The sequence below is a fragment of the Methylosinus sp. shoA genome (assembly GCF_059718125.1).
The window spans coordinates 949,247-973,910 of record NZ_AP046091.1 but is presented as its reverse complement, the minus strand read 5'-3'; the positions used below and the strand labels follow the sequence as shown (position 1 = coordinate 973,910).

Genomic DNA, 24,664 nt, shown 5'->3' with positions numbered 1-24,664 from the left:
CGACGGCGAAGGAGGCCTTCGGCGCGGGCGCCGAGGCCTCCTCGCTAGTCTATGATGTCGTCGTCATTTGAGCGGCAGCAGGGAGGGGGCTCCGCCGGAGATGTTGGCGCTGCTATTGTGGTAGATGAGATTATTGCCGGTGCTGAACACCGCATAGGCGTTGGGATCGATGAGGAGGCCGGTCGTGTTGGCCATGGCGGTGGAGCGGGCGAGCTGGATCCAGCCGTTGGAGCCGGCCTTGAAGCCCATCCCGCTGTTGACGACGACCGTGTCGGTCACATCGGCATAGCTGAACTTTTCCGAGGCGACGCCGGCGCTCGTGGCGCCGTTGATCGAGACCCGGCTGATAATGCCGTCGGCGACATTGGTGTTGGCGCTGAGGAAAATGCCGTGGCCGCCGACCTTGGCGATGGTCGTGTCCTCGATGAGATAGCGCGACTTGCCGCCGGCGGCGCCGGCGGCGGAGAAGAGGACGCCCGTGCCCTTGAGATTGCGCAGATGGCAGTTCTTGATCGTCACGAAGCCTGCGGAATTGACCTTCACGCCGACGAAGCCGGTGTTGTTGAGGCCCTGGATGGTGAGGCCGCTGATGTTGACGGCGTCGGTGACGGCGGCGGTGACGGTGATCACGTCGAAGGGACCGCTCTGGCCGGCGCTGGCGCCCGGCACGCCGGTGACGGAGATCGCCTTGTTGACGAGGAAGGGTCCGAACTCTCCGGCGTCGATGGCCTTCATGTCGCCGCCCGGCGAGGTCTGGCCGATGGCGTAGGCGAAGGTGCGGCAGGCGGTGGCGGCGGTGGCGCAGGCGCCGGCGTCGGCTCCGGTCGCCGAGACATAGGTGACGGGCGAGGCCGCGAAGGCCGGAGCGGCGAACGCGCAGGGCAGGATCGCGAGCAGAGCGGAGCGAAGGGTCTTGGAAGCGAACATGGGGTCCTCCCGTTTCTCTGGTTTCGGAGCGGCCCAGCGCCGCTCTCGTCGATGACCCCGTTCTAAGTCTTGTTCGAAAAGGACAATGTGCGGCCCAGCACGCGCCGACCGGCGGCCGAGCACGCTGAGATATCAGGCGAACTGCCGGCCTCTTGAATGAAGTCGCGTCGACTGGGAGGGCTCGAAGCGGCTGTCTCGAAGCGAGCGAGAGCCACATCGCACGAATGCGAAGCTCGCTCGGCGCCATACCATCGCGGCTCGGGCTTCCCCTCCCCCCGCGGGCGCCGCTATATGCCGCGTCATGCAGATCATTCCCGTCATCGATCTGAAAGGCGGACAGGTGGTGCGCGCCTGGGGAGGCGAGCGCGACGCCTATGCGCCCATCGTATCCCCGCTCGTCGCATCGAGCGCGCCGCACGATGTGATCGCGGGATTTCTGAGTCTCGCCGATTTCTCGACCCTCTATGTCGCCGATCTCGACGCCATAGAGGGACGGCCGGGCCATGGCGCGGCGCTCCTCGCGCTCGCGCGCGCCTTCCCGCAGCTCTCCTTTTGGGTCGACGACGGCTCGGCGACTCCGGACAGGATCGCGGCTCAACGCGCAATGGGCGTCGAGCCGGTGATCGGCAGCGAGAGCCTCGCGGCGCGCGAAGCGACGCTCGCCGGAGATGCGAGCGCGATCCTCTCGCTCGACTTTCGCGGCGGCCGGCTTCTGGGGCCGCCCGCGCTGCTGGAGGACGCGCGTCTCTGGCCACAGCGGGTCATCGTCATGACGCTGGCGCGCGTCGGCTCGTTCGAAGGGCCGGATGTCGACCTGACGTCACGCCTGTTGCGCAAGGCCGCGGGACGCAGCCTCTTTGCAGCAGGCGGCGTACGGGACGCGCGCGATCTCGACACGCTGGCGCGGGCCGGCGTCTCGGGCGCCCTCGTCGCCTCGGCGCTGCACGACGGGCGCTTGTCGCGCGCGGATGTGAATCGATTTGCCGTGCAATGACGCACAACAAAAAAGGAGCCGCGCAGTGGGCGGCTCCTCTTTGTCGAAGCGAATCGCGGGACGCCTCAATCGGCGGCGGCGAAGGGATGCTTTGCGGTCACTCGCTCGGACAGAACCTTGGAGGCGCTCGGGTCGCCCTTCAGCGCGCGGGCGATCGCTTCCTTCGTCGCACGGTAGTTGAATTCCTGAATCTTCTGGTCGTCGTTGGCTTCCCAATGGATGAACACGCCGACCGAGATGAAGAGATCGTCGGCCTGCTCGATCGGGATGATCCCTTCCGCGACGCTGTCGGCGACGGCCTTGGCGACGCCATATTGCGCCGGGCCGAACATCTGAACGGCCTGCTTGGCGTTCTTGATCGTCACCTTGTTGAACAGGATCGTGTAGGGCTTGACGAGCAGGTTGGGGGCGACGACGGCGAGCAGAGTGGTGAAACCGTCCTTGTTGTTGACGAGCGCATTGGCGAATGCGGTCTCGGCCGAGCTGCCGCGCGGGCCGATCAGCAGATCGATATGCGCCACCTCATTGCCGTCGCCGACCAGCGACTCGCCGACCAGCAGCTTCGGCTGGGACGCGCCGGCCGCCTTCGGAAACAAGGCGCCGAGAATCTTGTCCAGTATCGAGGCCATATTCGCTTTCCTTTCGGTCTCTTGTTGACGCCTTCGCGGCGCTTCTCGCAGCCTGCGCGAGGCCTCCCCTGTCTCGCTGCAACTTCCCCGTCAGGAAGCCGATTGGATGACGCCGACCCCGGTTTCGATCCGCCCGCATTCTGGTCGACGACGGGAAGCCGGCGAGCGGCTTCCCGAATGACGCGGCGGCGCCGCTCTCACGCCGCGACGCGCCGGCGCGGGCTGCGCCCGGCGTCTCGCCGCGACGACAGCCGGCTCAGTTGGCGCCGAAAGGATGCTTGACGTCGTTGCGCTTGGCGACGACCTCGGCGGCCTTCGGCTCGCCCTTGATCGCGCGGGCGATGGCTTCCTTCGTCGCCTGATAGTTGTATTCCTGAATCTTCTTGTCGTCGTTGGCTTCCCAGTGGATGAACACGCCGACCGAGATGAACAGGTCGTCGGCCTCGGTGACCGGGATCACGCCCTCGGCGACCGAATCGGCGACCGCCTTGGCGACGCCGGCCTGCGCCGGGCCGAACATCTGAACGGCCTGCTTGGCGTTCTTGATGGTGACCTTGTTGAACAGGATCGTATTCGGCTTGGCGAGCAGGTTCGGGGCCACGACCGCGAGCAGGGTGGTGAAGCCGTCCTTGTTGTTGACCAGGGCGTTGGCGAAAGCGGTCTCGGCGGCGCTGCCGCGCGGTCCGATCAGCAGGTCGATGTGGGCGACTTCATTGCCTTCGCCGACGAGCGACTCGCCGACCAGGAGCTTGTTGATCAGGGCCATGTTTCTTCCTTTCGATAAACTCGATTTTCGCCCGCGCGGCTGCCGGCGCGGACGCCTCCCCACTTCTCGGCGGGCGTCAGGCCAGAACGAGGCCGAGCCGGCCGAGCCGGTCGCGAGACCATCTCGCGCGGCGCGAACTCAACCATTTTTGTGAACGTTCGGCAAGATGGAGAGAAGAGAATCGACAAAAAGCGCCGCGACGGTGAGGTCGGCGCTTGTTCCCGGATTATACGCATTTTTTTTCAAAGAACGATCTAATTCCAAAGCGAGCGAAAACGCGGTTTCTCGATCGTCGATCGTCTCCAGGCGAGAGAAGGCTTCCGCCATCCGCTCCATGACCGAGAGCGCGGCCGCCATGCCGTATTTGCGGGCGATGTGACTGTCGGGCAAACGGCTCGCGAAAGCCATGAACAATCGCAGCGTCGTGATCGGCCCGTCGTCGCCTCGCGCTCTGGAGCGCGCGATCGTTTCCTGGCCGAGGCCGAAAATATCCGTATAGGCGGTCGCATATTGCAGCGCGATCCGGTCGCGCCCGGCGGCGAGCGCCATCGCCTCCCTCAATCCGATCGTCGCCGGCGCCGCGACGTCGTGTTCCCCCGCCGAGCCGAGCCCTGCGGGGGAAGCGCGCGCGATGGCGCGAAAGGCGAGGTCCGCGTCGTCGCGATCGAGCGCGTCGAGCGTCGAAGCGAGCCTTTCACGCAATGTCCCGGCTCCGCCCGCGAGCGCCGCATGTGCGAGCGGCGCGCATAAGAGTATAATGCCGAGATTGGTGTTGCAGCCGACGCGCGCCCAGGTCGCCTCGATCGCGTCGAAGACGCGTCGCCCGACGCTCGCGCGCGGCGCGCAGAGGAACGGCGCCGCCGCATGAGCGCTTTCGACGAAGTGTTTCGCCTCCATGCCGTGGCCGGCCGCATAAATATGGACATTGCCGGGCTTGGGCGCGGCGAGTTCGTCTTCGCAAGCGGCGATGAAGGCGCGCGCGACGCGCTGTTCGAGCGCGGCCTCAGCCATGCGCGCGGCGCGATGCGGCGATCGCCCCCAAAATGTCGCCGGCGACGCGCTCGGCGATGGAGAAAGGCGTCACGCTCTGCAGCCCGCTCCAGCCCGCCATGCTGTTGACCTCGAGCACCATCGGAAGACCATCTGCGCCGCAGATGATGTCGACGCCGGCGAAATCCGCGCCGAGCGCCGCCGCGGCGCGCAGAGCGAGCTCGCGCTCGCGCGGCGTCGGCTCGCAGGCGAAAGGCTTCGCGCCCTGGCGCACATTGGTGATCCAGCGCCGCGAGCGCCGGCGCATCGCGCCGACGACATTCCCATGCGAGACGAGAATGCGCATGTCCTCGTACCACACATCGCGCGGAGGAACGAAGCGCTGCAGATAGAAGACGCCGCGCGCCTCCTCCTCGGCCGGCAGATCCTCCTCGCGGCGGATGAGCTTCAGCCCCCAGCCCTGCGCGCCGAACAGAGGCTTCAGAACCAGTGGACCGCGCGGCGCTTCGCTGCGGATGATGCGCAACGCCTCGGCGCGCGAGCCGGTGACGAAGCTCGCGGGAGTGGGAATGCGCGCCTGCGCGAGCAGGAAGCTCGCCGCGGATTTGTCGGTGCAGCGCTCGATCGCGCGCGCGCTGTTGACGAGCGGCACGCCGAGCGCGTCGAGCGCATGCAGCACGCCGAGCCTCAAAGTGATCGTCTCCAGCGAGCCGTCGCCGATCGCGCGCACGACGGCCGCGGCCGGCAGCGCGCCGTGAAAACCCGGAATGGCGAGGCCGTGCGCGCGCGTCGTGTCGACCTTGCAGGCGGCGAGACGCACGGGCGTGGCCCGCGCGCCGCAGCGCGCGAAGCCTCGCCTCAATCGCTCGACATGCCAGTCGAGCTCGTCGGTGAAGATCGCGACATGAAGCGCGCCCTGGCGCGGGCGCGCCGGCTCAGCCGAACGAGGCGTCGAGAAGTTTTTCGTCGATGGCTCCGCCACGGAATGTCTCGCCGGTCTCGACCGCCGTCACGATCGCCTCGGCGGGCGAGAACAGGCTCGGGTCGATCTTGTAGAAGTCGCCCTTATACGCTTTGAAAATTTCCGCGAAAGGCCGACCATAGTCGCGCGAGTTGGAGCTCGGCAGTTTTTCCGCGAGCTCCTTCGCCGCCGCCGCCGGGCCGCGCACGAAGAGATGGGCGCGGCCGGAATAGATGATCGCGTCATTGGTGCGGCCCATGGCCGTGACGAAATCGGGATGCGGCGGCGACAGCGGCGCCGTCGCAACGCCGTCGACGATATGCTCGAGCGGAAACTTCAGCTCATGCGCCTTGTGCAGCGCCACCTCGAGCACGCGGCCGACCACCTGCACGCTGCCGGCGAGACTCTGTGTCGGCGCATAAATGAAGGCGAGTCTTTCGGGGGACACCCCGCAGCCCTCTGCGACCTTGGCGACGACGGGCTCGGGCGGCGGCGCGCCGGCCTCGAGCACGATCGTCGCACGATCCGCGGAGTCTGCGTATGGCAGCTCCTGGAACAGCGGCTCCTTGCGGGCGAGCGAGCGGCCGGGGCCGGAGCCGAGCGCGAAGAATTTCTCGTGGGAGAGGCTCCAGCCGGCATATTGGCTGGCGAGGCAGGCGACGACCGGATCATTGCTGGTGACGGTGAGCCAGAAGGGCCAGTTCTTCTGGCCCGGGGCCGGCGCCAGCGAGACCTTTCCGAGGCCGCCGAGGCAGATCTCGGTGAGCAGAAGGCCGGCGTCGAGCCCGCCTGCGACCTCGGCGCCGGCGTCGATCAGCAGCTCGCCGAGGCTTCCGCGCGAGACGGCGACCCGATAGCGCTCAGGCCCGGCGGCGAGCTTATCGACGATCTCGCCCGCCAGCAGGTTGACGCTGGCCGTGGCCCGGCCGGTCTTGTCGAGAGTTCCCGTCACTTGTCCCGTTCCTCTATTCCCGTTTCCTTCGGGGCCGCCGCGCCGGCGGCCGAGTTTGTCGGCGGCGACATTACTAAGGTTTCGGGTCGGGCGAAAGCGCGGGGTGACGCGCTCACGCATCGGCGCCCCGCCGCCGTTTCCGGCGCGGGATATGGGAGGTCCGGAACGCCGCGGCGCCGTTTTCGGCCGCGGGAAAGAAGAGAGCGTCGGAGCCGGAAGCGTTCCGGACCACGGCGGCCTTTTCTGTTCGCCGCCTCCGGGGCCAGGGTTGTTTTCCCCTTTCGGGTAGTCTATCCCCGCGCCACCCTCGGACATTCGGCCGGCCCTTGCCTCGCTTTCGCGAGGCTTCCGCACGAAGGAAGGCCGGAACCGGCGGCGTGGCGTCGCAAGGGGTCGAGCGAGGGTCTCCGCCCGTCCTCACGAACCGTGCCCCGCCGACGCCGCCCGACCCTCGGGCGCCGCCCCATGCGGCGGAAGCGGGGAGGAGAATAGGAATTTAATCTGTATCTGTCAAGGGCCGCCTCCCGGGTTTTGAAATAGCGCCGCTCGGAAAGCTCGCCATCGCTCTCTAATTCCCGCAGCCCGATTTGCATAAGTCGAGACTTCTACGCGATCGCCAAACCTTCCAGATTTCGACCGCTCCGGCTATGGCGCTCCCTGCCCGCCGCCGCGCCGTGGAGCAGGTGGCGAAGCCGGTCGCGCTCGCCGAGGCGCTGCTGATCGGGGCCCATCGGTGATAGGATTCAATTCCGATTCGACTTGCCGTCCTTGGCCTCGCCGGGCGTGAACATGCTGCGCACGCGCTGGCCCATCATGGTCGCCTGGCCGGCGCCGACGTCATAGACGAGCTTGTCGCCTTTCGCGACATTGTCGCCCTGGGTGAGCGTGACATTGCCGGTGAGATAGATCTTGTTCTCGGCGCGGTCGTAAGAGCCGTGGTCGCCGACGCCGACCTGATCCTTGGAGACGAGCGTGACCGGCCCTTCGGCGTCGATATGGCGGACGCGGTCGCTTCCCGAGGTCTGCGAGCCGTCCTGAGCCTTGTCGAGCAATATGGTCAGCCGCGAGGCCTTGAGCGTCGAGGGGCCGTTGGTGACGATCACGCCGCCCGAATAGACGAGGCGCTGCTCCTTGTCGAAATAATCGAGCTTGCCGGCGTCTATGTCGACCGGATCCTTGGCGGTCGCGCCCGGCAAGATGCCGCTGGAGCGACCCTTGGCGAGCGCGGGCGAAACGGAGGCTGCGAACAGCGCCAGCGCCGTCGCGATCGGGCGAGCGGCGGCTCTCATGGGGAAGTCCCTTCGATTGCTTCCGGTGACGACTCGTCGCCGGGAAAGGTCGAATGGACGGCGCCCATGAAGGTGGCGCGTTTCTCGATCTGCGAAAATTCGGACGATCGCGCCGTGACCACGGAATCGTCGAGCGTCAGAGTGGTGGGGAAGGCCGACGTCACGAGGCCGCCGCGAAAATCGATCGTCGCCGAGGCGGTCTTCATGTCGAAGCGCTTGCCGTCGTAGAGATGGGCGCCGCCGGTGAGCTCCGCCTGATCCTTGCCTCCGTCATAGACGCCCTTTTCCGAACTGAGGATGATTACGCCTTCGGCGTCGCTCGCGATCCGGACCTCGAGCTGATTCAGCTCGTAGACGTCGGGCTGCGCCAGATCCTGCACCGCCGTGCGCGCGCGCAGCTCATAGGGACGCCCGTCCTTGCGATAGGCCACGAGTTTGGGGCTGTCGATGGAAATGCGCGTCCCCTGAGTGACGATGCGGGAGAAGCTCAGGTCCGCCGGCAGGAAACTGAACGAGCGCGCGAGGCCGCCGACGAGCGCCGCGAAGACGATGCCGGCGCTGCCCCAGACGAGAAAGCGACGCAGCCGGACCACGCGCTGCGTATGGCGCCGCGCCTCCGGAATGGCGTCCGGACGCTGCGCCACAAAGCCTGCGAGCCGGTCACGACCGGATGGAGAGAAGGCGTCGTCGCTCATGGGAGGCCTCGGGCGAATCGAAACGTCGATAGAGGGGCCGCCTCGTGGCGTATTCGAGGCCTCATTCATGCGAGAAGATGTCGGTCTCCGGCCAGCCGGCGAGATCGAGCCGCGCCCGGGTCGGCAGGAAAGAGAAGCAGGCGGCGGCGAGCTCGCTGCGATGCTCGCGCGCCAGCATGGCGTCGAGTCGCTCGCGCAGCGCATGGAGATAGAGCACGTCCGAAGCGGCGTAGGCGAGCTGCGCGTCGGTGAGCGTGTCCGCGCCCCAGTCGGAGGATTGCTGCTGCTTGGAGATATCGACGCCGATCAGCTCGCGCGCGAGGTCCTTCAGCCCGTGGCGGTCGGTATAGGTGCGGGTGAGCCTGGAGGCGATCTTGGTGCAATAGACCGGCTCGGCCATGACGCCGAAGGTCTTGGCCATGACGGCGATGTCGAAGCGGGCGAAATGGAACAGCTTCAGCACGTTGCGATCGGCGAGCAGCCGCTCGAGATTGGGCGCGCGCGTCTGGCCCGGGGCGATGCGCACCAGATCGGCGTCGCCGCCGCCGCCCGACAGCTGGACGAGGCAGAGCCGGTCTCGATGCGGATTGAGCCCGAGCGTCTCGGTGTCGATGGCGACGACGGGGCCGAGATCGGCGCCGTCCGGCAGATCGCCCTGGTGCACGCGGATGGTCATCGCTTCGGCCGGTCGCCCGTGGTTCGAATCATGGCGCCTAATTATTCGAGGGCGGCTAGGGGAAGCAAGCCTCGCGCGGCGGCTCGGGCGAAGTCCCCGCACGCCGATCGCCGCCGCCGAGCTCGACGGAACGAATCGACTGATTGCAGGCTTCGCTGTACAAATGGCCGGGTCGAAGGAGGGTTCCGCCACGGCGATTGGCGTCGCCTCGGCGGCGAGAGGCGGAAAACCGCAGCGGCTCGTCCGACTCCCTGTCGCGGGACCGCCTTCACCCATGAGCGGCGGAAGGGCGCGGCCGAGCGGTTCCACGAAAAATTACGAGGAGAGGAGCCACCCATGACCGACGAACCGCCGAAGGACCCCATTCCGCGCTTTCTGGTCAGCCGTCAGCTCGTCTTCTTCACGGCGATCATCCTCGCTTTGTGGGTGTTCGTCACCTTCTTCTTCCGCAATCCCTATCAGCAGGCGGTGCAGTTCGATTATTACGACAAGCACCCTTACGACGAGGGGATGGTGTGGACCTATGTGCTGATCGTCGTGCCGATGATCGGCCTCGGCGCCGCCCTGCTCTGGTGGCGGCGACGCGGACTGCGCAAATGATCAGCCGCGGCGTTCTCTGCGCAGCGCCGTCGAGGATTGCGCCACGCGCGGACCATGCAGATAGACGAAGGCCGGCGGCCGCGCGTCGGCGAGCAGAGCCGCGTCCTCTTCGGGAAGGCGCGCGGACGCGAAACGGCGCGCCGCCTTGGCGGACATCGCTTCGAGGGTCGCGCCCGGCCGATCGATGACGGCAATCGGCGTCGTGCGGACGATCTCCTCCCAATCGCGCCAGCGGTGGAATTGCAGGAGATTATCCGCGCCCATGATCCAGACGAAGCGCACGCCCGGGCAATGTCGGCGGAGATAGCGCAGCGTGTCGGCCGTGTAGCGCGCGCCGATCTCGGCCTCGACGCCGGTGACGACGATGCGCGGATCGCAGGCGATCTTCTGCGCCGCGGCGATGCGTTCCTTCAGCGGCTGCAGCCCGGCGGTCTCCTTCAGCGGATTGCCGGGCGTCGCGAGCCACCACAGGCGATCGAGCCGCAGCCGCCGCAGCGCGACGCGCGAGACGTGGAAATGCCCCTCGTGCGGCGGATCGAAGGAGCCGCCGAAGAGGCCGATGCGCATGCCCAGCGCATGGGGCGGGAGGCGGATCATGGCGCGGTCTTCGACGGTTCGCGCCCCTTCTCCCACTCGCGGGAGAAGGCGGCGCCGCGCAGCGGGGCCGGATGAGGGCGGGCGCCGCGACAGTGATCTCGAACGCTTTCCGACGCGCCACGAACCGCAGCGACCCTCATCCGACCCGGCTTCGCCGGGCTGCCTTCTCCCGCGAGCGGGAGAAGGAGAGGCGCGCCGAGATTCCGCACCATCACCCCCGCACCTGCCCGGCGCCGCGCACGCGGTATTTGAACGAGGTCAGCTGCTCCACGCCCACCGGCCCGCGCGCATGCATCCGGCCGGTCGCGATGCCGATCTCGGCGCCGAAGCCGAATTCGCCGCCGTCGGCGAATTGCGTCGAGGCGTTGTGCAGCACGATCGCCGAATCGACTTCGGCCATGAAACGCCGCGCGGCGTCCTCGTTGCGCGTGACGATGCAGTCGGTGTGATGCGATCCATAGGTCTCGATATGCGCGATCGCTTCGTCGAGCCCGTCGACGACCCGTGCGGCGATGATGGCGTCGAGATATTCGGCGCGCCAATCGGCGTCGCTCGCCGGCGCGACGCGCATGTCCGTCGCCTGCGTCGCGTCGTCGCCGCGCACCTCGCAGCCGGCGTCGAGCAGCGACTTCACCAGCGGCGCGAGATGCGTCGCGGCGCAGGCGCGGTCGACGAGCAGGGTCTCGGCCGCGCCGCAAATGCCGGTGCGGCGCATCTTGGCGTCGAGAAGAATGCGCTTCGCCATGTCGAGATCGGCGTCGGCGTGCACATAGACATGCACGATCCCTTCGAGATGGGCGAAGACCGGCACGCGCGCCTCGTGCTGCACGCGGGCGACGAGGCCCTTGCCGCCGCGCGGCACGATCACGTCGATATTGCCGTCGAGCCCGGCCAGCATGGCGCCGACGGCGGCGCGATCGGCGACCGGGACCAGCGAGATCGCCGCCTCCGGCAGGCCAGCGGCGGCGAGGCCGGCGACGAGGCAGGCGTGAATGGCGCGCGACGAGCGCAGGCTGTCCGAGCCGCCGCGCAGGATCGCGGCGTTGCCGGCTTTGAGGCACAGCGCGCCGGCGTCGGCGGTGACGTTCGGCCGGCTCTCGTAAATGACGCCGATGACGCCGAGCGGCGTCGCGACACGTTCGATGACGAGGCCGTTGGGCCGCTCGAAAGAGGCGAGCACGCGGCCGACCGGATCGGGAAGCCCGGCGATCTCCTCGAGCCCGCGCGCGATCGCCTCGACGCGTGAGGGATCGAGCGTCAGCCGGTCGAGGAAGGAGGCGGCCGTTCCTCGCGCCCGCGCGTCGGCGACGTCGAGGGCGTTGGCGGCGAGAATTTCCGGCGCCCGGCGCCGAAGCTCGGCCGCCGCCGCGCGCAGCGCCGCGTCCTTGGCCTCGCTCGATGCGAGAGCGACGGCCCGCGCCGCCCGCCGGGCGGCGCGCCCGAGGCCCGCCATCAGCGCGCCGGCGTCCGTCGCCGCATCGATCGTCTTCGCTTGCGCCATGACCTTCGTCTCGATCTTCGTCGAAAGTCGGTGCGCTAGCACGAGAGCGGCCCGGCGCGAAAGGGGGGCGCCCCTCGCGCCGGAGCCTTCGGATTTTCGCGGCGGCGCTCAGTCGTCGTTATCGAGCGCCTTCGCCGCCTCTCCGGCCTGACCGGCGGCGGCCGCGGCCGCCGCGGCGTCCGAGCCATCCCCGCGGGACTTCGATCTGGAGCCGCCCTTCTTCGAACGGCGGGCCTGCTTGCCGGGCTTCCCCTGCGAGGATTCCGCCGCCTGCTGCTGGGCGGCCGCCTCCTGCTCCGCGGCGGCGGCGTCGTCCTGGCCCGCCGCAGGATCGACGGCCTCCTGCGACTGCGGAGCGGGAGTCGCGGCGCGGCTTTTTGCGTGCGACAGCCCGGGGGCGAGGGCGAAGGCGAGGAACAGGCCGAGCGAAGCGGTGACGAGGCTGCGTGTCATGACGAGAGACTCCCCTATGAGATCTGGTGAACAGGAATACGGACCGTGAAGAGGCCGAACGGCAGCGATCTGCGCCGAACAAATCGGCCAATTTGCGGCCTCCGGAAAGCGGCGCTCCGACGCATCGCCTTCCGTGGGCCCCACTTGCCGGCCGCGGCGTTCTCGCCTATAAGCCCGCCCATCCCACAGGCGAAAGTCCAAAAGCGGATCCTGCTCTAAGGACCCGTTCCGGTGGCCGGCGCGCCCGGCCTCTTTAAATTCGCGCTTTCGCCGCGGCTCAACCGGAGAAACGAAAATGGCGCTTCCCGATTTCACCATGCGCGGCCTGCTCGAGGCCGGCGCGCATTTCGGCCATCAGTCGCATCGCTGGAACCCGAAGATGGCGCCGTTCATCTTCGGCGCGCGCAATAACATTCATATCATCGATCTCGCCCAGACGGTGCCGCTCCTGCATCAGGCGCTGAAAACCATCTCCGACACGGTGGCGCGCGGCGGGCGCGTGCTGTTCGTCGGCACCAAGCGCCAGGCGCAGGACCAGATCGCCGACGCCGCCCGGCGCAGCGCGCAATATTACATCAACTCCCGCTGGCTGGGCGGCACGCTCACCAATTGGAAGACCATCTCCGGCTCCATCCAGCGCCTGCGCAAGCTCGACGAGCAGCTCTCGGCGGGCGCCTCCGGCATCACCAAGAAAGAGCGCCTGCTGCTGACGCGCGAAAAGGACAAGCTGGAGAAGGCGCTCGGCGGCATCAAGGACATGGGCGGCACGCCCGACCTGCTGTTCGTGATCGACACGAACAAGGAGCAGCTCGCCATCAAGGAGGCGAGCCGCCTCAAGATTCCGGTCGTCGCCATTCTCGACACGAACTGCGATCCGGACGGCGTCACCTATCCGATCCCCGGCAACGACGACGCCGGTCGCGCCATCGCGCTCTATTGCGATCTCATCGCGCGCGCGGCGATCGACGGCATCTCGCGCAGCCAGGGCCTTTCGGGCGTCGATCTCGGCGCGATGGAGGCTCCGCTCGCCGAGCCGGCGCTCGGAACCGTCCACGAGGATCTGCGTTCGGCGGAGGAGGTCGCGGCCGATGCGGCGGCCGAGACCGACATCGTCCTCGAGCCCTTCGAGCTGCTCGCGGCGCCGCGCGGCGCCCCGGACGATCTCGCCAAGCTGCATGGCGTCGGCCCGCAGCTCGTCAAGAAGCTCAACGACGGCGGCATCTTCCATTATTGGCAGATCGCCTCGCTGCAGCCGGGCGACATCGAGAAGCTCGACCATGATCTGAAGCTCAACGGGCGCATCACCCGCGACGGCTGGATCGATCAGGCGCGCGCCCTGGCGACGGCCTGATTTCGCGCGGACGTCACATTCTGGTCCAATGATCCGCGCGCCGTCGGCTCGACGGCGCGCCCAACGCTCATACAAGGGGTCGAACCCATGGCCACGATCACCGCCGCTCTCGTCAAGGAACTGCGCGAGAGCACGGGCGCCGGCATGATGGATTGCAAGGCCGCCCTCAACGAGACCAATGGCGACATCGAGGCGGCCGTCGACTGGCTGCGCAAGAAGGGTCTCTCGAAGGCCGCCAAGAAGTCCGGCCGCGTCGCCGCCGAGGGCCTCGTCGCGGCCAATGTCGGCGAGAGCGCCGGCGTCGTCGTCGAGGTCAATTCCGAGACCGATTTCGTCGCCCGCAACGAGGATTTCCAGAAGCTCGTCCGCAACATCGCCGAGGTCGCGCTCGCGACCGGCGCGCAGAACGCCGAGGAGCTTTCGGCCGCGGCCTATCCGGGCGGCGGCACGGTCGCCGAGGCGATCGCCAGCGGCATCGCCACCATCGGCGAAAATCTGACGCTGCGCCGCGCGGCGAGTCTTTCGGTCGAGGGCGCCGTCAACCGCTATGTGCATACGCAGGTTTCCGACGGCCTCGGCAAGATCGCGGTGATCGTCGCGCTCGAGTCGAAGGGGAACAAGGAAGTTTTGTCGACGCTCGCGCGCCAGATCGCCATGCATGTCGCCTCGGCCAATCCGCTGGCGCTCGACGCCTCGGGCCTCGATCCCGCGACGGTCGAGCGCGAGAAGGCGCTGCTCGCGGAGAAGAACGCCGGCAAGCCGGCCCATGTGCTGGAGAAGATCATCGAATCGGGCCTCAAGACCTATTACAAGGAGGTCGTGCTGCTCGATCAGATCTCCAACCATCCCGATCACGGCGGCAAGACCATCGCCCAGACGCTGAAGGAGCACGAGGGCAAGGCAGGCGCCCCGATCGCGATCGAGGGCTTCGTGCGCTATGCGCTCGGCGAGGGCATAGAGAAGGAGACGAGCGACTTCGCCGCCGAGGTCGCCGCCGCGGCCAAGGGCTGAGCCGGATCGGCTCGAGCGCGCCGCCGAGCAAGAAATAAGACCGCCGAAGAAACCGACTTCGGCGGTCTTCTCATATCGGATCGGGCGGAAGCGCTCAGAACTCCGCCATTCGTTCATCCGTCGCCGGCGAGCACGCGTTCTGCCGGGCGTCGTTGTGATCTCCTCCAGCGCCGTGGCCGGTTTCCCGAGGCGGCAGCCTGCTGCTCCGTGCGACGGGCGCGGTCGTCCGCGGCCATGGCGATCCGCGGCGCCGGAGCGACCCGCGTCGGATCCGTTCGCCGCTTGCGTCTCCCCTTGTGGCGGGCGCGCGCTGCTGACAAGCTCTCTGTCCGCGATTCGACCTTGCGAGGCGACCTATGAGCACCCCTGCGCGCGCCGCCGCCGATGTGATCGGCGCTCTCGCCCGGCCCGGCCCGGTGGAGACCGCGGTCGTCCTCGGGCGGGATTTTCTCGCCGCCGCCGACATTGTCGAGGAAGCGGCGAGCGTCGCTTACGTCGACCTGCCCGGCTTCCCTCCGATCCCCGGCGGCGAGCTGACGCTCGGGCTCGTCGAAGGCTCGCCGATGCTGTTCTTCCGCGGGCGGTCGGAATTCTACGCCAGCGGCGATCCGAGCCTCATGTCGAGCGCCTTCGAGACGCTGTCGCTTCTCGGCGTCCGCGCCGTGCTCTCGACCGGCACGGTGACCTCGACCAACGCCGACATTCTGCCGCCGTCGCTGCTGAGCGTCAGCGATCACATCAATTTCACCGGCCTCAATCCGCTGATCGGCGGCGCGGGCGACAATTTCGTCAATTTGAACGCCGCCTACGACAGGCGCCTGATGCGCCGCCTCAAGCAATCCTCCGCCGCGGCCGGCGTTTCGCTGAGCGAGGGCGTGATGATGTGGTTCTCGGGACCGAGCTTCGAGACGCCCGCGGAAGCGAAGATGGCGCGCCAGCTCGGCGCCGACGCGATCGGAATGTCGATCGCGCCGGAGGCCATTCTGGCGCGGCGATTCGCTCTGCCCTTCGCGGGCGTGGCCGTCGTCACGGATTATGCGGCCGGCTTCTGCAACGGCAATCCCACCTACGACCCGACGCGCGCAGCCGGACTCGTCGGACTGAGACGCCTGCTGCGAGCCTTTCAGAAGAACAGATAGCAGGGGATCGTCGCCGACGGGCGATCGACGCCGCTTTCGGGAGGTCTACCAATCGACTTGAGCGCGCATCACGAAAATGTTCGGATGAATGCCGTCGAGATAAGGCCGATCGAACGGCGGCGACAATCGCAACGTTCTGATCCAGTTCGCCATGAAGCGGAATCCTTTTTCGGGGTACCAATTGACGCCGAACGTGAAGTCCGTCTCCCTCCCTCCGATGATTCCGGCGGAATTCAAATTGATCTCGCTGAGCCGCGCGGCGATCTCGAGGGCGCCCAAGCCGCCGGCGCTCAAGGGCTTTTCGATATTGATCTGGCCGAACGTCGCCGGCGTGTTGAACTCCTTCGGATATGTCAGATACGATGCGGCGCGCGACTCGCCGGTCGGATACCAAGTCGCATAGACATAATAGCCGCTGAAATCGAGCGTCGCTCCCCCCGGCGCCCCGTATGCCGCTATGAGCCAAGGCGTTCGGTTGTACGTCTGGTGAAAATACTCGCTCTGCACGGAGACGGGACCGTAAGAAGCGACCAGTTCGGCGCCGTATGTCAGCACGTCCCTGGTGCAATTCCATCCCGGTCTCTGGGCGACGGCGAAGGGGCTGGTCGCCGGGGTGGCCGCTATCGCCGAGCAAGAGAGCGCCGGAGTTCCGAGCAGGCCTTCGCCGACGATTCCCGCTTCCGTCCTCAAGGTGTGGCCGGGCGCCAAGACCTTGTCGTTGCTCAGGACCGTCGAATCGTTCACCCTCTCGTAGCGCATGGAGCCGCCGAGATGAAGCAGCGCTTCGGCGCTCGAGATCGGCGCGTAGGTCAGCCTCGCCGCCAAGTCGAAATACTGACGGCCGGCGTTCAGCGGGGTCAGGCTCAAGTCTTCGAAGCTGGTCGAAAAAATACCGGCCTTCGCGGTCCAGTTGGGCTTGCCGACAAGTCCGGGAGCTTCGCCGCCGACCACCGCGGCGAGGCCGAGATGGCGATTGCCCGTGAGCAACTCGCTCGCCAGCGCGCGTTCGAGGAAGTCCCGATATTTCGACGAGTTCTGCCGCTCGAGGCCGCTCGGCTCGAACATGTGGCCGATTTGGAACGTGACGGGCTCGAAATAGCGGAGCGCCAAGAAGACGTCGCGAAATCCGGGAATGACGCCGCCTTGAGCGAAATCATATTGAAACTTGTAGAACCAATGCTTGAAAGCCTTCCCTTCGACCTCGAGACGCGCTTGCCGGATGCCGACCTGGTCGACGAAGCCGCCGGGATAGGCGCCGCCGATGACGGGACCGGTCGGCAACGCCGCAGGCCCGGTCAACTGGTAGAACGCGTTCAGAAAAGCCGGATATGTCTGAAGGTCGGCGCCGTAGGTGCGCGTGCTGCCGCCTCCGTCCACGAAAATGCGCCCGCCGACCTTGAAGCTGAAATCATGGTTCTCGGTCTCGACGGCGAGCCCGTTCTTGAAAGAGACGAAAACCGGCGGGGGAGAGGGAGGACAGTCGCCGTCCTTGCATTCGGCCGGCGACGCCGCGTTGCGAATATTGCCCTGCTTCTTTTTGTCCCCGTCCTTGCGATCCTGCGCCTCGACCTTGGCTTCGAGCTTCTTCAGACGCGTCTTCAAGGGCTCGAGCTGCTTCAACCGCGCCTTGAGCAGACGAATTTCGGCGGCCATATCCTCCGCCCTCGCGGCTCCGGCCGCCGACACGGCCAGAGTCTCCAGCGCCGCTGCGATTGCGGCTCCCGCGCCCGTTCTTCGCATCTGCCGCTCCGGTTTCGATTGACTCGTGGCCGAACCCGCGCCGGACGCGGCGACAAAAGGGCAATGAATGCGCGAATGTAAGCGCGTATTTGCCGAAGCTGCGGATGGCGATGCTTTCTCAATTGGATAGCGGCGCGCTTCTAATCTACGGACGGGCGAAGGCGAGTATTTTCGCGGTCAGCCTCTGCACCGTTTCGCCGCGCTGATTCGACGTGGTCACGCGGATTTCGACCATGCCGCGATCGGGATGCGAGCGCGAGGCGGCGACGCCGACGATCTCGGCCTCGACGGCGATCCGGTCGCCCGGATGCACGGGGCGCGTCCATTCGATGCGGCCGCCGGTTCCGATGAGTCCGCCGGCGAGCGGCGCGCATTGTGTGAGCAGGCGCATGGTCAGCGCGGCCGTGTGCCAGCCGCTCGCCACCTGCTCGCCGAACAGGCTCGCGCGCGCCGCCTCCGCGTCGAGATGGAAGGGCTGCGGATCGAATTGTGCGGCGAAAGCCTCGATCGCCTCGCGCGTCACTTCGACGGGGCCGGCGCGAAAGCGCTGGCCGACGGCGAGATCCTCGAGATAGAGACGAGCGGACGTCACCGGGCCTCGCAAGGAACGCTCGCGCTTATGCGAACGAAGGTCTGCGCCGACGAGACGCGGCGCAACGCTCCCTGTGCGATCCTGCGCATTTACTTTGAAAAATCAAGGTCGTTTTGCGCTCTTCGACGTCGCTCCACAGACCCTAGTCTCCCGCCCGCACCTCGCGCAGGCTGCGCAAGGGCGTGACCTCCGCGCGCGTCTCGCTCAATATGCGACGACGCTCGCGGATGGCGAGGCGCGCCTGATCGAGCGCCAGCGACACCAAGTGCAGCTCGGTCGCCGCCATCTTGCGCAGCCGCACATCCGCCATGGCGTCGACGATCGCCTGATCCAGTTCGCGTTGGAATTCGTCGAGCTCCGCGGCGCTGGCCGCGGCGCGGGCCGACGGCAGAATCTCGAGCAGACGCGCGATCAGCTGCTCGGAGCGCTCTTGCGTCGACACGCGCAGCCGGCTCGCGAGCGCCGCCGCGGTGGAGCCGACGAGCGACATCAGCATCGCGCCGAGATAAAAAAAGTCGCTGTATTTGTCGAAGAAGCCGTGCTCGTTGCCGTCGATGAAATCGATCGTTCCCTGATGCGCGGGCACGGCCGAATCCTTGTCGGTGGACGGCGCCTCCATGTAATTGGCGAGCGGCGCCACCACGGCGATCGCCGCACGATGGATGAGAAACTGGCGGGTGACCTCGCCGGCGGCGCTCGCATCTGTGTTGGGGCGCCCGACAAGCAGAACCGCGACGCTCGGCGTTTCCAGAGTCTCGGCCGGCCGCGGGGGATCGCCGCCGAGCGCGCCGCGCAGCACCTCTGTCGTCTCCAGCGTCGGGAAGCGCTCGGCGATCGCCTTGGCCTCGGCGATCGGCAGGAACGCCGGCGGCTTGCCATTGCTGGCCGCGACCTTGCCGACGACGTCGCTGGCGACGCCGATCTGCGGCAGAGCGACCAGGAAAATCGCGTCGACCGCGCGCGAGCGCAACGCCTCTTCCGTCGCGCCGGGAGCGATGGCGGTCGCCGTCACGCTGTCGCGCGGAATGTCATATTGATCCAGAATTGTCTCGAGCAGTCGCAGATTGGAGTTCGCGCCGGCGATCTCCTGCACGATTCCGATCTTTTTGCCGCGCAGATCGGCGATCCGCTTCAACTTCGCGCCGCCGGGAGCGACCAGCAGCGCCGCATTTCGATGCAGCACGACCATCGCCCGCGCGGCCGGAGGCAAGGCGTCGCTGCGCACGACGGCGAGATCGCTCGATCCATGTTCCAGAGCCGCGGCCGCGGCCGCGGCGTCGGCGACCGGGACGACCTTGAGGCGCACCTGCTCGCGCTGATGCGCGAAGGTCTGCGCCGCCGCCGTCAGCAGGCGGAAGTCCTGCGCGCCCTGCGCCACGGCGACGCGCAGCTCGGTCGGGCGATTATAGGCGTAGAGCCCCGCAGCGACGCCGCCGATCACGACGAGACAGCCAGTGACGACGGCGAGAAGGATTCTCATCATGGGTCAGCCTCGGTCACGAAGCCGAATGTGCCGGCATTGTGCGACCGAATCTGGAATTCTCCAAGGCGAACCGATGAAATTACGAACCTCCCTTCGCGCCGCGGGCGTTGCGCTTGGCGAGCGTGCGCAGGCGCAGCGCATTGAGCTTGATGAAGCCTTCGGCGTCGCGATGGTCATAGGCGACCGCGCCCTCCTCGAAGGTGACGAGCTCCTTGTCGTAGAGCGAATATGGACTCTCGCGCCCGACGACGTAAGCGCTCCCCTTATAGAGCTTCAGCCGCACGCGGCCGGTGACGAACTCCTGACTCCTGTCGATCAGCGCCTGCAGCATTTCGCGCTCGGGCGCGAACCAGAAGCCGTTGTAGACGAGCTCGGCGTAGCGCGGCATCAGCTCGTCCTTGAGATGCGCGGCGCCGCGGTCGAGCGTCACGCTCTCGATCCCGCGATGGGCGACGAGCAGAATGGCGCCGCCGGGCGTCTCGTACATGCCGCGCGATTTGATGCCGACATAGCGGTTCTCGACGAGATCGAGCCGGCCGATCCCATGCGTGCGGCCGAGCTCGTTGAGCTTCGTCAAGAGCGCCGCCGGCGAGAGCCGCTCGCCGTCGACCGCCACCGCGTCGCCCTTCTCGAAGTCGATCGCGACATATTGCGCGACGTCGGGCGCCTTCTCCGGATCGACGGTGCGCGAATAGACGTAATCGGGCGTTTCCTGCGCCGGGTCCTCCAGGACCTTGCCCTCGGAGGAGGTGTGCAGGAGATTGGCGTCGACCGAGAAGGGCGCCTCGCCGCGCTTGTCCTTGGCGATCGGTATCTGGTTCTTCTCGGCGAAGTCGATGAGCGCGGTGCGCGACGCGAGGTCCCATTCGCGCCAGGGAGCGATGACCGTGATGTCGGGCTCCAGCGCATAATAGCCGAGCTCGAAGCGCACCTGGTCGTTGCCCTTGCCGGTCGCGCCGTGGCAGACGGCGTCGGCGCCGAGCTTGCGCGCGATCTCGATCTGCTTCTTGGCGATGAGCGGGCGGGCGATCGAGGTGCCGAGCAGATAGAGCCCCTCGTATTGGGCGTTGGCGCGGAACATCGGGAAGACGAAGTCGCGCACGAATTCTTCGCGCAGATCCTCGATGAAGATGTGCTCGGGCTTTACGCCGAGCAGCTCCGCCTTGGCGCGCGCGGGCTCCAGCTCCTCGCCTTGACCGAGGTCGGCGGTGAAGGTCACGACCTCGCAGCCATAGGTCGTCTGCAGCCATTTGAGGATGATCGAGGTGTCGAGGCCGCCGGAATAGGCGAGGACGACGCGCTTGATGTCTTTCTTCTGGCGAGACATGTCGGTGGCTTCTCTTTTCCTTGAAGGCGTGGCCGCGGCGAAGATCGCGGCGCGACTATAGTGGCGCGCGCCGCCGGCGCAAGCGGCCGGCGCCGCTCGCGGCCTCGCGACGCCTCTCCGGGGCCGAGGGCGCGTGCCCGGCCGCACATCCTTCATCCGCTCAGGCCGACTAGAACTCCGCTCATCGACGCCGCGGCGTCCCGATCAATGAAACAGGAGTTCGCCATGTTCGCTCGCAAGACCACTGCTCTTCGCTCCGCGCTTCTCGCCGCGGTTCTTCCCTGCGCCTTCGCGGCCCCGGCCTGGGCGCTCTCGCCGATCACCTATGTCTCGGCCACGGGAGCCGACGCCGGCGCCTGCGCGACCGCCGCCGCCGCCTGCCGCACCTTCGCCTATGCGATCGGCCAGACATCCGCGGGCGGCGAGATGAAGGCGCTGAACGCGGGCGATTTCGGCCCCGTCAAGATCGCCAAGTCGATCACCGTGGCCGGAGTGGACGGCGCCACCGTGAAGCAGAACGGGCTCGGCGACGCGATCAACATCGCCGCCGGCGCGACCGACATCGTCAACATCATCGGGCTCGAGCTCGTGGGCGTCGGCAGCAAGACCCCGGCGCCCGCCGCCAACGGCGTGAACGCCGTCTCCGTCGGCTCGCTGACGGTCAAGAACTGCATCATCCGCGATTTCGTGTTCCACGGGATCACTTTCACCAATAAAACAAAGTTCCTGGTCGAGGATACGACCGTGACCAACGTCGGCCAGCATGGCGTCGCGGTGCGGGCGACGCCCGCGATCGCCACCGGCGCGCTCCATCGGGTCACGGTGAACGGCGCAGGAAACGCCGGCGTCTGGGTCGACGCTTACAATCGCGTCAGCGTGACCGAGAGCGTGGTCGTCCACAGCAAGTACGGATTTGCGGTCGCCGGACATGCCCGGGTCCAGATCGCCCATTCCTCTGCGCGGGAGAACGGGGGCGGGCTCGTCAACGTGGCGACGGTCGAAAGCGCCGGCAACAATTTCTTCCGCGACAATGACACCAATGTGGCGGGCGCGATCAGCGCGGTCGGCATGCAGTGAGCTCGTAATGAAATTCTCCCGAGGAGGAGGTTTTCGGCGCCGCCGTGGACCTCCTTTCCGCTTTCGCGCGCTGGTCGGCTCGGCCGAATGGCGATGATCGAGAACCGCATCTCGGGCGATCTCGAGGGCGCAGGGACGCCGTCTTCCTGCGCCGCGCCCACCGTTCCGCTCGTCATCGATGCGCCGGCGCGCTATCATGACTCATGAACACGAAGCGGACGCCGCCACGCGGCCTCACGCCCGCGCGCCGCGCGGCGCTGGACATTCTCACCAGAGCCAATCGCCCGGTCGGCGCTTATGAGATGATCGACCTGCTGGCGGAGGAGAACGGGAAGCGTCCGGCTCCGATCTCGGTCTATCGGGCGCTCGGCTATCTGCTGGACCAGGGGCTCGCCCATCGCCTCGCCTCCCGCAACGCTTTCGTCGTCTGCGGCCACGCCCATGAGGACGGCGAGCCGGTGATCTTCTTCATCTGCGACGAATGCGGCGAAGTGCGCGAGGCGACCTCGCCCGAGCTGGCGCGCGTCCTCGCGAGCTCGAGCTCGGCTGTCGGATTCGAGCCCCGCACGCGCGTCCTCGAGATCGCCGGCCGCTGCGCGCGCTGCTCCGAGGCCGAGGGAGAAGCGTGACCGGGACTGCGCCGCAGTCGAGAACTTTACCATGCTCGCGACGAATCATGTCGACGCGACGGGCGATCTTCGTCAATATTCGGCGAGGCGCCCCAACTGATGACGGAATCAACCGTCACGTCTACCCTGAGCCCGATCCGATGCTCATATGGACGGTAAGCGAGGTTTCCCGCCGGCCCGGCACAATCTTTGCCTCGGATGCTCTCGGTCGACGAGGGTGGGGCAGTCGACCGGAACTGGCGACGAGGCGGGCCGGAGCGAATGTCCGGCGCCGTCGGAACGATGAGCCGCAGCGCGTAAGGCGACAGGTGCCCCCATGACGAACTCGGACGTTTTCTCTGATTTTGCGCGGACCTACAGAGGGAGGCGAGCGATCGAGATGTCGCTCTCCGACTATCTCGACCTCTGCCGCGAAAATCCGAAGACTTACGCGAGCGCCGCCGAGCGCATTCTCGACGCCATCGGAGAGCCGGAGCTCATCGACACGTCCCGCGATCCGCGGCTCGGCCGCATCTTCATGAACCGCACGATCCGCGTCTATCCCGCCTTCGCCGAATTCTTCGGCATGGAGGAGACGATCGAGCGGATCGTCAGCTTCTTCCGTCACGCGGCGCAAGGCCTCGAGGAGCGCAAGCAGATCCTCTATCTGCTCGGTCCCGTCGGCGGCGGCAAATCGTCGCTGGCCGAGCGGCTGAAGGCGCTGATGGAGGTCAATCCGGTCTATGTGCTGAAGGCCGGCGACGAGCTGAGCCCTGTGTTCGAGAGCCCGCTCGGCCTGTTCGATCCGGCGACGGCCGGGGACATGCTCGAGGAGCGCTACGGCATTCCGCGCCGGCGCCTCACCGGCCTCATGAGCCCCTGGTGCCTGAAGCGGCTCGACGAATTCGGCGGCGACATCACCCGCTTCGCCGTGGTCAAGCTCACGCCGTCGCGCCTGCGGCAGATCGCCATCGCCAAGACCGAGCCGGGCGACGAAAACAATCAGGACATCTCCTCGCTGGTCGGCAAGGTCGATATCCGCAAGCTCGAGACGCTCGCGCAAGCCGACCCGGACGCCTACAGCTATTCGGGCGGCTTGAACCGCGCCAATCAGGGCCTGCTCGAATTCGTCGAGATGTTCAAGGCGCCGATCAAGATGCTGCATCCGCTGCTGACCGCCACGCAGGAGGGAAACTACATCGGAACCGAGAACATCGGCGCCATTCCCTTCTCCGGCATCGTGATGGCCCATTCCAACGAGGCGGAATGGCAGAGCTTCAAGAATAACCGCAACAACGAGGCCTTCATCGATCGCATCTATGTGATCAAGGTGCCCTATTGCCTGCGCGTCACCGAGGAGCAGCGCATCTATGAGAAGCTGCTGCGCGGCTCCGAGCTCGCCGAGGCGAGCTGCGCGCCGAGCACGCTCGAGATGCTCGCCCGCTTCATCGTGCTCTCGCGCCTGAAGGCGCACGAGAACTCGAACCTCTTCTCCAAGATGCGCGTTTACGACGGCGAGAGCCTGCGCGAGGTCGATCCGCGCGCGCGCAGCATGCTGGAATACAAGGAGGCGGCCGGCGTCGACGAAGGCATGGACGGGCTCTCCACTCGTTTCGCCTTCAAGGTTCTGGCGGCGACCTTCAATCACGACACGGTCGAGGTCGCGGCGGATCCTGTGCATCTCATGTATGTGCTCGAGCAGTCGCTGCGCCGCGAGCAGCTGCCGCCAGAGGTCGAGAAGCGCTATCTCGAGTTCATCAAGGCCGAGCTCGCGCCGCGCTACGCCGAATTCATCGGCAACGAGATCCAGAAGGCCTATCTCGAATCCTATCAGGATTACGGGCAGAATCTGTTCGACCGCTATATCGACTACGCCGACGCCTGGATCGAGGATCAGGACTTCAAGGATCCGGACACGGGACAGCTGCTCGACCGCGACCTGCTCAATCAGGAGCTCACCAAGATCGAGAAGCCGGCGGGAATCGCCAATCCGAAGGATTTCCGCAACGAGGTGGTGAAGTTCGCGCTGCGCTGGCGCGCCGCCAACGAGGGGAGGAATCCGTCCTGGGCGAGCTATGAGAAGATCCGCGACGTGATCGAGCGGCGCATGTTCTCGCAGGTCGAGGAGCTTTTGCCGATCATTTCGTTCGGATCGAAAAAAGACACGCAGACAGAAAAAAAACATGCAGAATTCGTAAGCCGCATGATGGCCCGCGGCTATACGGAGCGACAGGTGCGCCGTCTGGTCGAATGGTACATGCGCGTCAAACAGGCCGGCTGACGGAGAGGGAGGCCGGCGAAGAACG

Annotated in this window: 24 protein-coding genes; 8 read left to right on the top strand and 16 right to left on the bottom strand. The window is 66.8% G+C overall.

Annotated elements, in window-relative coordinates; all coding sequences use genetic code 11:
- Positions 1 to 63 precede the first annotated feature (63 nt).
- Entirely contained in the window at positions 64 to 927 is an 864-nt protein-coding gene (locus AC6IW9_RS04530; protein WP_497769412.1) for a right-handed parallel beta-helix repeat-containing protein, read from the bottom strand.
- A 301-nt stretch (positions 928 to 1,228) separates the two neighbouring features.
- Between AC6IW9_RS04530 and AC6IW9_RS04525 the strand changes: the two genes are divergently transcribed.
- Positions 1,229 to 1,921, top strand: a complete 693-nt coding sequence (locus AC6IW9_RS04525) for a HisA/HisF-related TIM barrel protein (protein ID WP_497769498.1) — start codon at positions 1,229 to 1,231, stop codon at positions 1,919 to 1,921.
- Positions 1,922 to 1,986: 65 nt separating this feature from the next.
- On the opposite strand, the gene fae (AC6IW9_RS04520) is transcribed toward AC6IW9_RS04525, so the two are convergent.
- From fae (AC6IW9_RS04520) to AC6IW9_RS04485, 8 genes are all read right to left on the bottom strand, one after another.
- Positions 1,987 to 2,550 carry a formaldehyde-activating enzyme gene (gene fae / locus AC6IW9_RS04520; RefSeq protein ID WP_497769496.1) on the bottom strand — a complete coding sequence of 188 codons (564 nt, stop codon included), beginning with the start codon at positions 2,548 to 2,550 and terminating at the stop codon, positions 1,987 to 1,989.
- Positions 2,551 to 2,806: 256 nt separating this feature from the next.
- On the bottom strand, positions 2,807 to 3,316 hold the full coding sequence (gene fae / locus AC6IW9_RS04515; protein WP_497769493.1) for a formaldehyde-activating enzyme: 510 nt from the start codon (positions 3,314 to 3,316) through the stop codon (positions 2,807 to 2,809).
- A 138-nt stretch (positions 3,317 to 3,454) separates the two neighbouring features.
- Positions 3,455 to 4,327, bottom strand: a complete 873-nt coding sequence (locus tag AC6IW9_RS04510) for a triphosphoribosyl-dephospho-CoA synthase (protein WP_497769489.1) — start codon at positions 4,325 to 4,327, stop codon at positions 3,455 to 3,457.
- Entirely contained in the window at positions 4,320 to 5,288 is a 969-nt protein-coding gene (locus AC6IW9_RS04505) for a RimK family alpha-L-glutamate ligase (RefSeq protein ID WP_497769486.1), read from the bottom strand. The genes AC6IW9_RS04510 and AC6IW9_RS04505 overlap by 8 nt, the downstream gene beginning before the upstream one ends.
- A complete protein-coding gene (mch, locus tag AC6IW9_RS04500) occupies positions 5,242 to 6,219 on the bottom strand; it encodes a methenyltetrahydromethanopterin cyclohydrolase (protein WP_497769482.1) in 978 nt (325 codons plus the stop codon). The genes AC6IW9_RS04505 and mch overlap by 47 nt, the downstream gene beginning before the upstream one ends.
- A 743-nt stretch (positions 6,220 to 6,962) precedes the next feature.
- Positions 6,963 to 7,508, bottom strand: a complete 546-nt coding sequence (locus AC6IW9_RS04495; RefSeq protein ID WP_497769479.1) for an LptA/OstA family protein — start codon at positions 7,506 to 7,508, stop codon at positions 6,963 to 6,965.
- Positions 7,505 to 8,203: an LPS export ABC transporter periplasmic protein LptC gene (gene lptC / locus AC6IW9_RS04490; protein WP_497769475.1), complete on the bottom strand. Its 699-nt coding sequence runs from the start codon at positions 8,201 to 8,203 to the stop codon at positions 7,505 to 7,507. The genes AC6IW9_RS04495 and lptC overlap by 4 nt, the downstream gene beginning before the upstream one ends.
- Positions 8,204 to 8,264: 61 nt before the next feature.
- The gene (locus AC6IW9_RS04485; RefSeq protein ID WP_497769472.1) at positions 8,265 to 8,879 is read right to left on the bottom strand and encodes a ribonuclease D; all 615 of its coding nucleotides are present in this window, start codon (positions 8,877 to 8,879) and stop codon (positions 8,265 to 8,267) included.
- 336 nt (positions 8,880 to 9,215) lie between these two features.
- On the opposite strand from AC6IW9_RS04485, the gene AC6IW9_RS04480 reads away from it, so the two are divergent.
- Positions 9,216 to 9,479, top strand: coding sequence for a hypothetical protein (locus AC6IW9_RS04480; RefSeq protein ID WP_497769469.1), 264 nt, complete (start codon positions 9,216 to 9,218; stop codon positions 9,477 to 9,479).
- Here the strand turns inward: AC6IW9_RS04480 and AC6IW9_RS04475 are convergent, their stop codons facing one another.
- The 3 genes from AC6IW9_RS04475 to AC6IW9_RS04465 form a co-directional block, all read right to left on the bottom strand.
- Positions 9,480 to 10,076: a nicotinate-nucleotide adenylyltransferase gene (locus tag AC6IW9_RS04475; protein ID WP_497769467.1), complete on the bottom strand. Its 597-nt coding sequence runs from the start codon at positions 10,074 to 10,076 to the stop codon at positions 9,480 to 9,482.
- A 211-nt stretch (positions 10,077 to 10,287) separates the two neighbouring features.
- Positions 10,288 to 11,577 carry a glutamate-5-semialdehyde dehydrogenase gene (locus tag AC6IW9_RS04470; protein ID WP_497769465.1) on the bottom strand — a complete coding sequence of 430 codons (1,290 nt, stop codon included), beginning with the start codon at positions 11,575 to 11,577 and terminating at the stop codon, positions 10,288 to 10,290.
- 108 nt (positions 11,578 to 11,685) lie between these two features.
- Positions 11,686 to 12,030 (bottom strand): hypothetical protein, encoded by a 345-nt coding sequence (locus AC6IW9_RS04465; protein WP_497769462.1) that lies wholly within the window; start codon positions 12,028 to 12,030, stop codon positions 11,686 to 11,688.
- A gap of 295 nt (positions 12,031 to 12,325) precedes the next feature.
- Between AC6IW9_RS04465 and AC6IW9_RS04460 the strand changes: the two genes are divergently transcribed.
- From AC6IW9_RS04460 to AC6IW9_RS04450, 3 genes are all read left to right on the top strand, one after another.
- Positions 12,326 to 13,381: a 30S ribosomal protein S2 gene (locus AC6IW9_RS04460; protein ID WP_497769460.1), complete on the top strand. Its 1,056-nt coding sequence runs from the start codon at positions 12,326 to 12,328 to the stop codon at positions 13,379 to 13,381.
- A gap of 87 nt (positions 13,382 to 13,468) precedes the next feature.
- Positions 13,469 to 14,392, top strand: coding sequence for a translation elongation factor Ts (tsf, locus tag AC6IW9_RS04455; protein WP_497769457.1), 924 nt, complete (start codon positions 13,469 to 13,471; stop codon positions 14,390 to 14,392).
- A 356-nt stretch (positions 14,393 to 14,748) separates the two neighbouring features.
- Entirely contained in the window at positions 14,749 to 15,531 is a 783-nt protein-coding gene (locus tag AC6IW9_RS04450; RefSeq protein WP_497769453.1) for a phosphorylase family protein, read from the top strand.
- A gap of 45 nt (positions 15,532 to 15,576) precedes the next feature.
- Here AC6IW9_RS04450 and AC6IW9_RS04445 read toward each other — a convergent pair whose 3' ends face one another.
- The 4 genes from AC6IW9_RS04445 to AC6IW9_RS04430 all read right to left on the bottom strand — a co-directional run bounded on the left by AC6IW9_RS04445 (position 15,577) and on the right by AC6IW9_RS04430 (position 20,673).
- Entirely contained in the window at positions 15,577 to 17,271 is a 1,695-nt protein-coding gene (locus AC6IW9_RS04445) for an OprO/OprP family phosphate-selective porin (RefSeq protein ID WP_497769451.1), read from the bottom strand.
- Positions 17,272 to 17,416: 145 nt separating this feature from the next.
- A complete protein-coding gene (locus AC6IW9_RS04440; RefSeq protein WP_497769448.1) occupies positions 17,417 to 17,863 on the bottom strand; it encodes a MaoC family dehydratase in 447 nt (148 codons plus the stop codon).
- A gap of 142 nt (positions 17,864 to 18,005) precedes the next feature.
- Positions 18,006 to 19,346: a TAXI family TRAP transporter solute-binding subunit gene (locus AC6IW9_RS04435; protein ID WP_497769445.1), complete on the bottom strand. Its 1,341-nt coding sequence runs from the start codon at positions 19,344 to 19,346 to the stop codon at positions 18,006 to 18,008.
- Positions 19,347 to 19,425: 79 nt separating this feature from the next.
- Positions 19,426 to 20,673 carry an argininosuccinate synthase gene (locus AC6IW9_RS04430; protein ID WP_497769442.1) on the bottom strand — a complete coding sequence of 416 codons (1,248 nt, stop codon included), beginning with the start codon at positions 20,671 to 20,673 and terminating at the stop codon, positions 19,426 to 19,428.
- 225 nt (positions 20,674 to 20,898) lie between these two features.
- Between AC6IW9_RS04430 and AC6IW9_RS04425 the strand changes: the two genes are divergently transcribed.
- The 3 genes from AC6IW9_RS04425 to AC6IW9_RS04415 all read left to right on the top strand — a co-directional run bounded on the left by AC6IW9_RS04425 (position 20,899) and on the right by AC6IW9_RS04415 (position 24,639).
- Complete coding sequence (locus tag AC6IW9_RS04425) at positions 20,899 to 21,750, top strand: right-handed parallel beta-helix repeat-containing protein (protein WP_497769439.1); 852 nt, start codon at positions 20,899 to 20,901, stop codon at positions 21,748 to 21,750.
- Between the two features lie 203 nt (positions 21,751 to 21,953).
- A complete protein-coding gene (locus AC6IW9_RS04420) occupies positions 21,954 to 22,379 on the top strand; it encodes a Fur family transcriptional regulator (RefSeq protein WP_497769436.1) in 426 nt (141 codons plus the stop codon).
- Positions 22,380 to 22,695: 316 nt separating this feature from the next.
- On the top strand, positions 22,696 to 24,639 hold the full coding sequence (locus AC6IW9_RS04415) for a PrkA family serine protein kinase (RefSeq protein ID WP_497769433.1): 1,944 nt from the start codon (positions 22,696 to 22,698) through the stop codon (positions 24,637 to 24,639).
- Positions 24,640 to 24,664: the final 25 nt, after the last annotated feature.

Bases quoted from the DNA above. Each gene is read 5' to 3' on its own strand.
- AC6IW9_RS04420 (WP_497769436.1), top strand. From the start codon at position 21,954: ATGAACACGAAGCGGACGCCGCCACGCGGCCTCACGCCCGCGCGCCGC.
- AC6IW9_RS04445 (WP_497769451.1), bottom strand. From the start codon at position 17,271: ATGCGAAGAACGGGCGCGGGAGCCGCAATCGCAGCGGCGCTGGAGACT.
- AC6IW9_RS04485 (WP_497769472.1), bottom strand. From the start codon at position 8,879: ATGACCATCCGCGTGCACCAGGGCGATCTGCCGGACGGCGCCGATCTC.
- AC6IW9_RS04425 (WP_497769439.1), top strand. From the start codon at position 20,899: ATGTTCGCTCGCAAGACCACTGCTCTTCGCTCCGCGCTTCTCGCCGCG.
- AC6IW9_RS04530 (WP_497769412.1), bottom strand. From the start codon at position 927: ATGTTCGCTTCCAAGACCCTTCGCTCCGCTCTGCTCGCGATCCTGCCC.
- AC6IW9_RS04470 (WP_497769465.1), bottom strand. From the start codon at position 11,577: ATGGCGCAAGCGAAGACGATCGATGCGGCGACGGACGCCGGCGCGCTG.
- AC6IW9_RS04510 (WP_497769489.1), bottom strand. From the start codon at position 4,327: ATGGCTGAGGCCGCGCTCGAACAGCGCGTCGCGCGCGCCTTCATCGCC.
- AC6IW9_RS04415 (WP_497769433.1), top strand. From the start codon at position 22,696: ATGACGAACTCGGACGTTTTCTCTGATTTTGCGCGGACCTACAGAGGG.
- AC6IW9_RS04465 (WP_497769462.1), bottom strand. From the start codon at position 12,030: ATGACACGCAGCCTCGTCACCGCTTCGCTCGGCCTGTTCCTCGCCTTC.
- AC6IW9_RS04460 (WP_497769460.1), top strand. From the start codon at position 12,326: ATGGCGCTTCCCGATTTCACCATGCGCGGCCTGCTCGAGGCCGGCGCG.
- AC6IW9_RS04525 (WP_497769498.1), top strand. From the start codon at position 1,229: ATGCAGATCATTCCCGTCATCGATCTGAAAGGCGGACAGGTGGTGCGC.
- tsf (WP_497769457.1), top strand. From the start codon at position 13,469: ATGGCCACGATCACCGCCGCTCTCGTCAAGGAACTGCGCGAGAGCACG.
- AC6IW9_RS04435 (WP_497769445.1), bottom strand. From the start codon at position 19,346: ATGATGAGAATCCTTCTCGCCGTCGTCACTGGCTGTCTCGTCGTGATC.
- AC6IW9_RS04475 (WP_497769467.1), bottom strand. From the start codon at position 10,076: ATGATCCGCCTCCCGCCCCATGCGCTGGGCATGCGCATCGGCCTCTTC.
- lptC (WP_497769475.1), bottom strand. From the start codon at position 8,203: ATGAGCGACGACGCCTTCTCTCCATCCGGTCGTGACCGGCTCGCAGGC.
- AC6IW9_RS04430 (WP_497769442.1), bottom strand. From the start codon at position 20,673: ATGTCTCGCCAGAAGAAAGACATCAAGCGCGTCGTCCTCGCCTATTCC.
- AC6IW9_RS04480 (WP_497769469.1), top strand. From the start codon at position 9,216: ATGACCGACGAACCGCCGAAGGACCCCATTCCGCGCTTTCTGGTCAGC.
- fae (WP_497769496.1), bottom strand. From the start codon at position 2,550: ATGGCCTCGATACTGGACAAGATTCTCGGCGCCTTGTTTCCGAAGGCG.
- AC6IW9_RS04450 (WP_497769453.1), top strand. From the start codon at position 14,749: ATGAGCACCCCTGCGCGCGCCGCCGCCGATGTGATCGGCGCTCTCGCC.
- fae (WP_497769493.1), bottom strand. From the start codon at position 3,316: ATGGCCCTGATCAACAAGCTCCTGGTCGGCGAGTCGCTCGTCGGCGAA.
- AC6IW9_RS04495 (WP_497769479.1), bottom strand. From the start codon at position 7,508: ATGAGAGCCGCCGCTCGCCCGATCGCGACGGCGCTGGCGCTGTTCGCA.